Raw genomic sequence first — 12,007 nt, 5'->3', positions numbered from 1 at the left:
CGGAGACGGCGGACGACCGTTCCCGCAGGGGGAGTTGTCATGCGATACGCCGATGGGCCCAGCACGCACCGTGAGATCCGGATCTCCGCCGGCCCCGCGCGCGTCTGGGAGACCGTGGCCGATGTCGAGGCCATGGCCGGATGGAGTCCGGAGCTGCTGGAGGTGGAGTGGCAGGACGGCGCGACCTCCCCGGCGGCGGGTGCGCGCTACATCGGGCACAACGAGCATCCCGTGAACGGCCGTTGGCGCACCATCGCCCACTTCACCGAGTTCGAGCCCGGCCGGACCCTCTCCTGGTGCGTCCTGGACGTCGACGGCCGTTACGGCGAGAGGGCCGACGCCCCGGAAAACCGGATGGCGACCTGGTCCTTCACGCTCGCCCCCGACGGCGACGGCACCGTGCTGCGGCAGTCGGTCACCATCGGCCCCGGTCGCAGCGGACTGAGCGACTACATCGAGCGTACGCCCGAGCACGAGGAGGCGATCATCGCCTACCGCTTCGACGAGCTGGGCAAGGGCATGGACGCCACCCTCGAAGGCATCAAGGCCGCGGCGGAGCGCCGCCAGGGCTGACGGCCGGGGTCCCGCCCCCGGCCGTCAGCCACCCCCAGGTCTGGCAGTGCGGGCACAGGACCGTGCGGCGGCCGGCCAGGCGGATCGATTCCAGGGGCCGGCCGCGGTCGGCCGACTGCCGGCGGAATCCCTCGACGTCAGGCAGCCCGGGCACGGGTCCCCACCGGTCCGATGTCCTTCTTCAGGAGGCAGCCACGATTCACTCGGTCAGGCGTCCGGATGGGTCTCGGTCCGCAGCGACCAGGAACCGCCTGTGCAGGCGTGCGGGAAGGGCGGGAAACGGTGTCCCTTCACGTCCGTACTCCAGTGATGCCCGCCCCCGCAGTCACACTCGTAGATGCCGCTGTCCGGCACGACCTCGCCCGGATGCCATGACGTCTTCTCCTCGCTCATGCTCCCTGTGTACGACGATCACCCTCCGCACGCGACCCGGAGGCCGCCCCGTAACGGACCCGGCGGAGGGGAGAGGGCCGCCTCCGCCCGCCCGCCGAACGGCGCGAGCCGGGTTTCGCTTCGGGGCTTCGCGGCTATCTCTTCCGCGCGGAGGACGGCTTTGGCCTCTTATTACCTGCCGCTTGCGTTTGCCCCGGTGCCCGGCGGTCAGGCGCAGGCCACGCGCTTGTCGGAGCACGGCTCCCCACGTCAGGCGCCACGCCCGAGACCAGGAGGCATCCATGAGCCCGGAACCGACGGGTGACGTCCGGGGCGGTGGCGACGCCGCGTCTCACGCCCTTCCGGAAGCCGCCGCGGTCGAGGCGGCTCTGCGCGCCCGGGTGCGCGGCGAAGTGCGGTTCGACGCGGGGAGCAGGGGCGCCTACTCCACCGACGGTTCCAACTACCGGCAGGTTCCCCTGGGGGTGGTGATCCCGCACGACGTCGACGCCGGCGCGGAGGCTGTCGCCGTGTGCGCGGAGTTCGGGGCGCCGGTGCTGTCCCGCGGTGGTGGCACGAGCCTGGGCGGACAGTGCACGAACGCCGCGGTGGTCATCGACTGGACCAAGTACTGCGACCGCGTGGTGTCGGTCGACGCGGAAGCGCGTACCTGTGTGGTGGAACCGGGGATCGTGCTGGACGCGCTCAACAGGCGGCTGGCCGGCGACCGGCTGAAGTTCGGACCGAAGCCGTCCACCCACAGCCACTGTGCGATCGGCGGCATGATCGGCAACAACTCCTGCGGGGCCTCCGCCCAGGCGTACGGCAAGACGGTGGACAACGTGCGGCGCCTGGAGATCCTGACCTACGACGGGATGCGCTGTTGGGTGGGGCCCACGTCGCGGGAGGAGTTCGAGGCCGTCGTCGCGGCGGGGGGCCGTCGCGCCGAGCTCTACCAGCAGCTCAAGGACATCGTCGACCGCTACATGGGGGACATCCGGCGCCGTTACCCGGACATCCCGCGGAGGGTCTCCGGCTACAACCTCGACTCCCTGCTGCCGGAGAACGGCTTCGACCTGGCCCGGGCGCTCGTCGGCAGTGAGGGCACGCTCGTCACGGTGCTGCGCGCGGAGCTGGACCTCGTACCGGTCCCGCCCCATGAGGCCATGGTGGTGCTCGGTTACAGCGACATCTGTGACGCGGCGGACGATGTGCCCCGTCTGCTGGAGCACTGCGAGCCGGAACTGCTGGAGGCCATCGACGGGCGTATGGCACAGCTGATGCGGGCGGAGGGGGCCTATCTGTCGTCCCTCGACCAGTTCCCGGACGGTGAGAGCTGGCTGCTGGTGCAGTTCAGCGGTGACACGCAGGAGGCCGTCGACGCGCAGGCCCACGCTCTGCTCGGGGCTCTGGGCCGCAGCGAGGACGACAACAGGGTCTCCTTCTCGGACGACCCCCGGCGCGAGCAGGAGATGCTCAAGGCGCGCGAGGCGGGCCTCGGGGTCACCGCGCGGCCGCCGGACAGCCGCGAGACGTGGGAGGGCTGGGAGGATTCCGCGGTCCCTCCGGACCGGCTCGGTGACTATCTGCGGGACCTGAGGAAACTCTTCGCGGAGTTCGGCTACGACCACCCCTCGCTCTACGGGCATTTCGGCCAGGGCTGCGTCCACACCCGTATCCCGTTCGAGCTGAAGACGGCCGAGGGGGTGGGCCGGTTCCGGGCCTTCCTGTTCCGCGCCGCTGACCTGGTCGTCTCCTACGGCGGGTCACTCTCGGGGGAGCACGGGGACGGTCAGGCGCGCGGGGAACTGCTGTCGCGCATGTTCGGTGAGAGGGTGGTCGCCGCCTTCGCGGAGGTGAAGGCCGTCTTCGACCCGGACAACCGGATGAACCCCGGCAAGGTCTCCGCTCCGCACCGCGCGGACGCCGACCTCAGGCTCGGACCGCTGTGGCGTCCGCGCTCCTACGGCACCGAGTTCGGCTACCCCGAGGACGAACACTCCTTCACCCGGGCCGTGATGCGGTGTGTCGGGGTCGGCAACTGCCGCAGCCACGAGGGAGGCGTGATGTGCCCCTCCTACCGTGCGACCCGCGAGGAGGAGCACTCCACGCGCGGGCGGTCACGGCTGCTGTTCGAGATGCTCGGCGGCCACGCCGACTCGGCCGTCACGGACGGATGGCGGTCCACCGAGGTCAAGGACGCCCTCGACCTGTGTCTGTCCTGCAAGGGCTGCAAGTCCGACTGCCCCGTGGGCGTGGACATGGCCACCTACAAGGCGGAGTTCCTCTCCCACCACTACGCCGGCCGCCTGCGTCCCGCCGCTCATTACTCGATGGGCTGGCTCCCGCTGTGGGCACGCCTGTCGCGCATCGCGCCCCGCTCGGTCAACGCCGTGCTCGGCGCACCCGGCCTGGCCCGGCTGGGGAAGCGACTGGCGGGTGTGGCGGAGGAGCGGGAGGCGCCGGTCTTCGCCGAGGAGTCCTTCGTCCAGTGGTGGGCCGCGCGCGGGCTGCCGGAACCCGACCCGGCCGACCCGAGCACGGTCGTGCTGTGGCCCGACACGTTCAGCACCTACTTCCACCCCGCCGTCGCCAAGTCCGCGGTGCGGGTCATGGAGAGTGCCGGCTTCCGGGTCGCCGTACCGCTGGAGGCGGTGTGCTGCGGTCTGACCTGGATCTCCACCGGACAACTGGCCACCGCGAAGAAGGTGCTGCGCCGCACCGTTGACGTCCTGCGCCCCTGGATCGAGGCGGGGACACCCGTCGTCGGCCTCGAACCGTCCTGCACCGCCGTCTTCCGCAGCGACGCCCCGGAGCTGATGCCGGAGGACCAGGACGTCAAGCGGCTGTCCGGTCAGTTCCGCACCTTCTCCGAGCTCCTGGTCAACGACGCCCCGCGGGACTGGAGCCCGCCCCGGCTCGCCCGGACGGCGACCGTGCAGACCCACTGCCATCAGCACGCGGTGATGAAGTACGACGCCGACCGGGAGCTGATGCGCCGCGCGGGTATCGATGCCGACGTCCTCGACGAGGGCTGCTGCGGACTCGCGGGCAACTTCGGATTCGAGCGCGGCCACTACGAGGTGTCCATGACCGTCGCGGAGCAGGGTGTCCTGCCCGCCGTACGGGCCACCGCGCCGAGCGCCCTGGTCCTCGCCGACGGGTTCAGCTGCCGCACCCAGATCGAGCAGGGAGACACCGGCCGCCGCACCATGCACCTGGCCGAGGCCCTGGCACTCGGCCTCGACGGTGTCCTGCCCGCCGATCACCCCGAGAAGAGCACCGACCGCCCCGCGGCGCCGAAGCGTGACGCACGTCTGGCGGCCACCGCCGCCGTGGTGGCCGCCGGCTCGGCCACGGCCGCCGCGACGTGGGCGGTCCTGCGCCGGACGCGGAGGTGAGCGGCACCGGAAGCAGCACGGCAACCCGTCGACGAACCACACACACCGGTTGAGATGAGAGGAAAACACGTGTCGATGAAGGTGTCCGACTACGTCCTGCAGCGCCTCCGCGAGTGGGAGGTCGACCATGTGTTCTCCTACGCGGGCGACGGCATCAACGGGCTGCTCGCGGCGTGGGGGCGCGCGGACAACCAGCCGAAATTCGTCCAGGCACGGCACGAGGAGATGGCGGCGTTCGAAGCCGTCGGCTACGCCAAGTTCTCCGGCAAGGTCGGGGTCTGCGCCGCGACCTCGGGGCCCGGGGCGATCCACCTCCTGAACGGCCTGTACGACGCGAAACTGGACCACGTCCCCGTGGTCGCGATCGTGGGGCAGACCAACCGCAGCGCGATGGGCGGCTCCTACCAGCAGGAGGTCGACCTGCTGAGCCTGTACAAGGACGTGGCTTCCGACTTCTGCGAGATGGTCACCGTCCCCGAACAGCTGCCCAACGTCCTCGACCGTGCGATGCGCACCGCCTACAGCAGGCGGACGGTGACGGCCGTGATCATCCCGGCCGACGTCCAGGAACTCGACTACTCGCCGCCCACACACGCCTTCAAAATGGTTCCCTCCAGCCTCGGCACCGCCACCTCCGCCCCCGTGCCGGCCGACGCGGACCTCACCCGGGCCGCGGAGGTCCTGAACGCCGGAGAGAAGGTCGCCGTCCTCATCGGCCAGGGCGCCCGGGGCGCCAGGGCCGAGGTCCAGGAACTCGCCGAGCTGCTCGGGGCCGGAGTGGCCAAGGCACTCCTCGGCAAGGACGCGCTGCCCGACGACCTGCCGTACGTCACAGGGGCGATCGGGCTGCTCGGCACCCGGCCCTCCTACGAGCTCATGATGGACTGCGACACGCTCCTCGTGGTGGGTTCCAGCTTCCCCTACAGCCAGTTCCTGCCGGAGTTCGACCAGGCGCGTGCCGTCCAGATCGAGATCGACCCGCACAACATCGGAATGCGCTACCCCTTCGAGGTCAATCTCGTCGGGGACGCCAAGGAGACCCTCTTGGCGCTGCTCCCGCGGCTGAAGCGCAAGAAGCACGGCGCCTGGCGCAAGAAGATCGAGAAGGACACCGCCCGCTGGTGGGAGGTCATGGAAGGCCGTGCCGCCGTGGAGGCCGACCCGGTCAACCCCGAACACGTCGTCCACAGCCTCGACGCGCTCCTGCCCGACGACGTGATCCTGGCCGCCGACTCCGGGTCCGCCGCGAACTGGTACGCCCGTCATCTGCGCATGCGTGGGACGATGCGCGGTTCCCTGTCCGGCACGCTCGCCACGATGGGTCCCGGCGTGCCGTACGTCATCGGCGCCAAGTTCGCCCACCCCGGACGCCCGGCCATCGCGATCGTCGGCGACGGCGCCATGCAGATGAACGGCATGGCCGAACTCATCACCGCCGCCAAGTACTGGCAGGAGTGGCAGGACCCCCGGCTGATCGTCGCCGTACTGAACAACCAGGACCTCAACCAGGTCACCTGGGAGATGCGCGCCATGTCCGGCGCCCCCCAGTTCCTGCCCTCCCAGGCGATCCCGGACGTCCCCTACGCCGACTTCGCCCGGTCGATCGGCCTCGGCGGCGTCCGCGTCGAGAAGCCCGACCAGGTAGAGGCGGCATGGAGGCAGGCGCTCGGCTCCGACCGTCCCTTCGTGATCGACTTCCGGACCGACCCGGCCGTGCCGCCCATCCCGCCGCACGCCACCCGGGACCAGGCCGAAGCGGTGGTCTCCTCCATCGTCAAGGGGGACAGCGACCGCGGCGGCATGATCAAGCAGGGCATCAAGGCCAAGGTGCAGGAGTTCCTTCCCGGGCGTCACCACGGCGACGGAGCCACGGGCGGGCAGAGCGAGAAATGACGTCACCCCCCGCGCGGGGGGCGGACCCCGTGATCGACGGGGTCGAGGCCGCCGCGTACACGGTCCCCACCGACGCCCCGGAGGGCGACGGCACGCTGGCCTGGCAGTCCACCACGCTGGTGCTCGTCCGTGTGCGGGCGGGCGCGACCACGGGGCTGGGCTGGACCTATGGTGCGGCGGCCACCGCCCAGGTCGTGCGGCAGGAGCTCGCCGGACTCGTGAGCGGCCGGAGCGCCTGGGACGTACCGGCGGCCAACGAGGCCATGAGCCGGGCGGTCCGCAACACCGGCCGCCCGGGGCTGGTCGCCGGGGCGCTGTCGGCCGTCGACATCGCCCTGTGGGATCTCAAGGCCCGCCTGCTGGGCCTCCCCCTCGTGCGGTTGCTCGGAGCGAGCCGCAGCGACGTGCCCGTCTACGGCAGCGGCGGATTCACCCCGTACGACGACGCACAGCAGGACCGTCAGCTCCGTACCTGGGTGGAGGGCCAGGGCATCCCCCGGGTCAAGATCAAGACCGGGGAGTCCTGGGGCCGGGCCGAACACCGCGACCGTGACCGGATCGCCCGCGCTCGCCGGAGCATCGGAGCGAGGACGGAACTGTACGTCGACGCGAACGGCGCCTACACGCGGAAGCAAGCGGTCCGTCTCGGGGTGTTCCTGGCGGAGCAGGACGTCACCTGGTTCGAGGAGCCCGTCTCCTCCGACGACCTGACGGGGCTGGCGCAGATCCGGGCCGCGGTCACCGCCGACGTGGCGGCGGGCGAGTACGGATACGCGCTGCCCTACTTCCGGCAGCTGCTCGACGCCGGCGCCGTGGACTGCCCTCAGGCCGACGCCACCCGGTGCGGAGGCATCACCGTGTGGCTCCGTGCCGCCGCACTCGCCGAAGCGGCCGGACTGGAGATCTCGGGCCACTGCGCCCCGCACGTCCACGCCCACGTGGCCGCCGCCGTGCCCAACCTCCGCCACCTGGAATGGTTCCACGACCACGTACGCGTCGAGCAGCTCCTGTTCGACGGGGTCCTCGACCCGGCAGGCGGTGCGGTCAGCCCCGGCGGGTCCGGCGCCCCCGGCCTGGGCCTCACCTTCCGTACAGAAGCCGCCGAACGCTACAGGGTCCGACTTCGCTGACCCGCCCCGCCCGGAACGGAGACCGTGTGACTCGTCCGCACCTGCCGCAGCACGATGTGCCCCCTCCGCACGTCCTGCGGGAGTACGCCCTCATCGCCGACGGCGAGCGCGGCGCCCTCGTCGGACCGCTGGGGGACATCGTCTGGCTGTGCGCGCCCCGCTGGGACGCCGGTGCGCTCTTCTCCTCCCTCATCGGCGGATCCGGCCACTACACGGTCAGTCCGCGCGGCCGGTTCGTCTGGGGCGGTTACTACGAGGACGGCACCCTGATCTGGCGCAACCGCTGGATCACCGGAAGCGGCATCGTGGAGAGCAGGGAGGCCCTCGCCTTCCCCGGCGATCCGCGCCGCGCCGTGCTGCTGCGACGGATCACAGCGGTCGAAGGCACAGCGCACCTCACGGTCCAGCTGGAGCCGCACGCCGACTTCGGCTCGGGGGACCTGCGGGAGGTACGGCGCGACGAGGACGGCACCTGGCACGGGCGCAGCGGGGCGCTGCGATGGCGCTGGTCCGGAGCGGGCGCCGCCCGCCCCCGGTCCGACGGCCGCCGTACGGCCGGCCTGGCCATGGACCTGCGTCTGGACCAGGGTGCTTCGCACGACCTCGTCCTCGAACTGAGCGAGGAGCCGCTGCCGAGGAAGCCGGACCCCTCCCGGGCATGGAGCGCCACCGAGAGCGCGTGGCGGCGCGAGGTGCCCGATCTGGAGAACAACCTCGCCCCCGGTGACTCCCGCCACGCCTACACCGTTCTGCGTGGTCTCACCGCTTCCACCGGCGGCATGGTGGGCGCCGTCACCACCAGCCTCCCCGAACGCGCGGAAGAGGGCCGTAACTACGACTACCGGTACGTCTGGATCCGCGACCAGTGCTACGCGGGCCAGGCCGTGGCGGCCGCCGGTCCCCATCCGCTGCTCGACGACGCCGTGCGGTTCGTCTCCGCGCGCCTGCACCAGGACGGCGCGCGCATGGCCCCCGCCTACACGGTCGACGGCGGGCGCATCCCCGACCAGAGCACGCTGGGCCTCAGCGGCTACCCCGGGGGCTACGACCGCGTGGGCAACTGGGTCAGCCGGCAGTTCCAGCTCGACGCGTTCGGCGAGGCGCTCCTGCTCTTCGCCGCGGCCCACCGCCACGGCCGGCTGGACTCCGACGGCTGGCGGGCGGCCGGGGCCGCGGCCGACGCCATCGCCCGCCGCAGGCACGAACCCGACGCCGGCATCTGGGAACTCGACAACCGGGCCTGGACCCACAGCCGGCTCATCTGTGCCGCAGGACTGCGCTCGCTCGCCCAGGACGCCCCCGCCGGACCCGCCCGCACCTGGACCGGCCTCGCGGACTCCCTCGTCGCGGAGACCGCGGCCACGAGCACCCATCCCACCGGCCGGTGGCAGCGCTCACCGGACGACCCCGGTCTGGACGCCTCCCTGCTGCTGCCTCCGCTGCGCGGTGCCCTGCCCGCCGACGACCCGAGAACGCTGCGGACCTTGCGCGCCTACGCGCAGGAGCTGACGCGCGACCACTACGCCTACCGCTTCCGCCACGACGACCGCCCCCTCGCCGAGGCCGAGGGGGCCTTCCTGCTGTGCGGCTACGTGATGGCCCTGGCCGAGCACCAACAGGGCAACCAGGAAGAAGCACTGCGCTGGTTCGAACGCAACCGCGCGGCCTGCGGCCCCCCGGGTCTGTACACCGAGGAGTACGACATCGGCCAACGCCAGCTGCGCGGCAATCTGCCCCAAGCCTTCGTGCACGCCCTGATGCTGGAAACCGCCACCCGGCTCGCCGGCGCGCCTTCCGGCGTCCCCGGACTCCGAAAGAGGACCCCATGACCGAGACCGTCGTCATCACCGGCGCCAGCGCCGGCATCGGCCGGGCGACCGCCCGGGCGTTCGCCGCCCGCGGTGCCGACGTCGTACTCCTCGCACGCGGCCGGGCCGGGCTCGACGCGGCCGCCCGGGAGGTCGAGCGGGCCGGAGGGCAGGCCCTGATCGTGCCCACCGACGTCTCCGACCCCGAGCAGACCGAAGCCGCCGCCGACGCGGCCGTGGCGGCGTTCGGACAGATCGACGTGTGGGTCAACGTCGCCTTCGCCTCGGTCTTCGCACCGTTCACCGAGATCACTCCCGAGGAGTACAGGCGCGCCACCGAGGTGACGTACCTGGGCTTCGTCAACGGGACCAGGGCGGCACTCGGCCGCATGATGCCGCGCGACCGCGGCACCATCGTGCAGGTCGGATCCGCCCTCGGCTCGCGTTCCGTCCCCCTGCAGTCCGTGTACTGCGGCGCCAAACACGCCATCAACGGCTTCACCTCCTCCGTACGCACGGAACTCATGCATGAGGGCAGCGGTGTGCGCATCACCCTCGCCCAGATGCCGGCCGTCAACACCCCGCAGTTCTCCTGGGTACTCTCCCGCCTCTCCAGGAGCCCGCAGCCGGTGCCGCCGATCTACCAGCCGGAAGTCGCGGCGCGGGCCGTCCTCCACGCGGCTGACCACCCCGGACGCAAGCAGTACTACGTCGGCGCCAGCACCGCCGCGACCGTCCTGGCCGACAAGATCGTCCCCGGGCTCCTGGACCGCTACCTCGCCCGCACCGGCTACAGGTCCCAGGAGACCGACCGGCCCGACCACCATGAAGGCCGCCACAACCTCTGGGAGCCGGTGGACGACGAGCGTGACTTCGGCGCCCACGGAGCCTTCGACGAACGCTCCCACGCCCGCGCCCCCCAGCTGTGGTTCTCCCACCACCCGGTTCTGGCATCCGCTCTCCTGACGGGCACCGCCCTCGGCGGCGGGTGGGCGTGCAAGCGGCTGACCGGACGCCGGCTCCGCTGACCGGGCGGCCGCAGCCCGCCGAGCCGACCGGCCTGGGGGCCGAACTGCGGGACCGGGACCGTCGCGCGTGGTACGGCTCACTTCGGACTCTTCGACGATCGGCTGACGGGAGCGAGCGCACCGATGCTGCTGGCAAGGAAGAAGGCACGTCTGCGGAGCGGGGCCCGGCGCACGGCGGAAGCAACGGTGGACGCCGTCGACGCCCGGCTCCCGCTCACCGAGGCGGCCCGGTCACTGCTGCGCAAGGCCTTCCCCGACCACTGGTCCTTCCTCCTGGGCGAACTCGCGCTGTACAGCTTCGTCGTACTGATGGTGACCGGTGTCTACCTGACGCTGTTCTTCGAGCCGTCGATGACCGAATCGGTGTACCACGGCTCGTACGGCCCGCTGCGGGGAGTCCGCACGTCGGAGGCGTACGCCAGCACCCTGCGCATCAGTTTCGACGTCCGGGGCGGGCTGCTGGTCCGTCAGATCCACCACTGGGCTGCGCTGCTCTTCGTGGCCTCCATCGGCGTACACATGCTGCGGGTCTTCTTCACCGGGGCGTTCCGCAGGCCGCGTGAGGCCAACTGGATGGTGGGAGTGACCATGTTCCTCCTCGCCCTGCTGGAGGGGTTCGCAGGCTATTCGCTCCCCGACGACCTGCTGTCCGGGACCGGCCTGCGGACCGCGCAGGGCATCATGCTGTCCGTCCCCGTCGTCGGCACCTACCTGAGCTTCTTCGTCTTCGGCGGCGAATATCCCGGGGAGGAGATCGTCTCCCGGCTCTACCCGGTGCACATCCTGCTGGTACCCGGCCTTCTCCTCGCCCTGATCAGCCTGCACCTGCTGCTCATCGTCCACCTGAAGCACACCCAGTGGGCGGGACCGGGCAGGACCGGACGGAACGTGGTCGGAAAGCCGTTCTTCCCCCAGTACACGGCGAAGTCGGCCGGCCTGTTCTTCATGGTCTTCGGCGTGCTCACCGTGCTGGGCGCGGTCGCCCAGATCAACCCGGTCTGGGACTACGGCCCCTACCGCACCGACCAGGTCTCCACCGGCTCCCAGCCCGACTGGTACGTCGGGTTCCTCGAAGGCGCCCTGCGGCTGATGCCGGGAGTGGAGACCAGGCTGTGGGGACACACCCTGATGTGGAACCCCCTGGTCCCCGGAGTACTGCTGCCGGGCGCCCTGTTCATGGTGCTGTACGCCTATCCCTTCTTCGAACGCTGGATCACCCGGGGCACCGGCGAACACCACCTGTGCGACCGGCCGCGGGACCGGCCGGTCCGCACCGGCCTGGGCGTCGGAGCGCTCACGGCGTACGCGGTCCTGCTGCTGGCCGGCGCCCAGGACGTGCTCGCCTTCGTCTTCGACGTGCCCGTCCACGCTCTGACCTGGACCTTCCGCGTCGCTCTGTTCGTGCTGCCGGTGACGGCCTTCTGGGTGACCGGCCGGCTCTGCCTGGCCCTGCAGGCGCACGACCGGGACCTGCTGGAGGAAGGAGAGCCCTCAGGAGACGTACGCCAGTCCGTCGACGGCGGCTACCAGCCGGAACACCGGGCGCTCCCCGCCGGACGGCGTCACGTACTGCTGGCACGGGACATTCCCGGGCCGCTGGAAGCGCGTGCGGGCCGGCGGACCCCGGCCCGCGGGCGGCTCGCGCTCCGGCTGCGGTCATCGCTCAGCCACTGGTACTACCGCGACCAGGTCAGGCCTCACGTGGGCGTGGAGCAGCAGCGGGAGATCGACGCCGTACTGGCCGGACCGGACCGGACGGAGGCCGGCGGGGTGCGCACGGACTCCGCGGACTGAGACGGAGG

9 protein-coding genes are annotated in these 12,007 nt (G+C 71.5%); 7 read left to right on the top strand and 2 right to left on the bottom strand.

Features of this window, described 5'->3' with window-relative positions; all coding sequences use genetic code 11:
• Window positions 1–39 precede the first annotated feature (39 nt).
• Complete coding sequence (locus AB0P41_RS06045; RefSeq protein WP_356714437.1) at window positions 40–573, top strand: SRPBCC family protein; 534 nt, start codon at window positions 40–42, stop codon at window positions 571–573.
• Here AB0P41_RS06045 and AB0P41_RS06040 read toward each other — a convergent pair.
• Together AB0P41_RS06040 and AB0P41_RS06035 are read right to left on the bottom strand one after the other, a co-directional pair.
• Window positions 542–727: a zinc finger domain-containing protein gene (locus tag AB0P41_RS06040; protein WP_365930370.1), complete on the bottom strand. Its 186-nt coding sequence runs from the start codon at window positions 725–727 to the stop codon at window positions 542–544. The genes AB0P41_RS06045 and AB0P41_RS06040 overlap by 32 nt on opposite strands.
• Window positions 728–780: 53 nt before the next feature.
• Complete coding sequence (locus tag AB0P41_RS06035; RefSeq protein ID WP_356714436.1) at window positions 781–966, bottom strand: hypothetical protein; 186 nt, start codon at window positions 964–966, stop codon at window positions 781–783.
• Between the two features lie 281 nt (window positions 967–1,247).
• Between AB0P41_RS06035 and AB0P41_RS06030 the strand changes: the two genes are divergently transcribed.
• From AB0P41_RS06030 to AB0P41_RS06005, 6 genes are all read left to right on the top strand, one after another.
• Window positions 1,248–4,346: an FAD-linked oxidase C-terminal domain-containing protein gene (locus AB0P41_RS06030; protein ID WP_365930369.1), complete on the top strand. Its 3,099-nt coding sequence runs from the start codon at window positions 1,248–1,250 to the stop codon at window positions 4,344–4,346.
• A gap of 75 nt (window positions 4,347–4,421) precedes the next feature.
• Complete coding sequence (locus AB0P41_RS06025; RefSeq protein WP_365930744.1) at window positions 4,422–6,239, top strand: thiamine pyrophosphate-requiring protein; 1,818 nt, start codon at window positions 4,422–4,424, stop codon at window positions 6,237–6,239.
• The gene (locus tag AB0P41_RS06020; RefSeq protein ID WP_365930367.1) at window positions 6,236–7,369 is read left to right on the top strand and encodes an enolase C-terminal domain-like protein; all 1,134 of its coding nucleotides are present in this window, start codon (window positions 6,236–6,238) and stop codon (window positions 7,367–7,369) included. The genes AB0P41_RS06025 and AB0P41_RS06020 overlap by 4 nt, the downstream gene beginning before the upstream one ends.
• Window positions 7,370–7,395: 26 nt before the next feature.
• Entirely contained in the window at window positions 7,396–9,198 is a 1,803-nt protein-coding gene (locus AB0P41_RS06015; protein ID WP_365930365.1) for a glycoside hydrolase family 15 protein, read from the top strand.
• Entirely contained in the window at window positions 9,195–10,205 is a 1,011-nt protein-coding gene (locus AB0P41_RS06010) for an SDR family oxidoreductase (RefSeq protein ID WP_356714432.1), read from the top strand. Before AB0P41_RS06015 ends, AB0P41_RS06010 begins: the two co-directional genes overlap by 4 nt.
• Before the next feature lie 123 nt (window positions 10,206–10,328).
• Window positions 10,329–11,999, top strand: a complete 1,671-nt coding sequence (locus AB0P41_RS06005; protein ID WP_365930363.1) for a ubiquinol-cytochrome c reductase cytochrome b subunit — start codon at window positions 10,329–10,331, stop codon at window positions 11,997–11,999.
• Window positions 12,000–12,007: the final 8 nt, after the last annotated feature.

It is taken from the genome of Streptomyces sp. NPDC079167 (assembly GCF_040686735.1).
GTDB lineage: Bacteria > Actinomycetota > Actinomycetes > Streptomycetales > Streptomycetaceae > Streptomyces.
This window is presented reverse-complemented; position numbering and strand designations above follow the sequence as displayed.

Coding starts and splice junctions, on each gene's coding strand:
- AB0P41_RS06010 (WP_356714432.1), top strand. CDS start 9,195: ATGACCGAGACCGTCGTCATCACCGGCGCCAGCGCCGGCATCGGCCGG.
- AB0P41_RS06025 (WP_365930744.1), top strand. CDS start 4,422: ATGAAGGTGTCCGACTACGTCCTGCAGCGCCTCCGCGAGTGGGAGGTC.
- AB0P41_RS06035 (WP_356714436.1), bottom strand. CDS start 966: ATGAGCGAGGAGAAGACGTCATGGCATCCGGGCGAGGTCGTGCCGGAC.
- AB0P41_RS06045 (WP_356714437.1), top strand. CDS start 40: ATGCGATACGCCGATGGGCCCAGCACGCACCGTGAGATCCGGATCTCC.
- AB0P41_RS06005 (WP_365930363.1), top strand. CDS start 10,329: ATGCTGCTGGCAAGGAAGAAGGCACGTCTGCGGAGCGGGGCCCGGCGC.
- AB0P41_RS06020 (WP_365930367.1), top strand. CDS start 6,236: ATGACGTCACCCCCCGCGCGGGGGGCGGACCCCGTGATCGACGGGGTC.
- AB0P41_RS06030 (WP_365930369.1), top strand. CDS start 1,248: ATGAGCCCGGAACCGACGGGTGACGTCCGGGGCGGTGGCGACGCCGCG.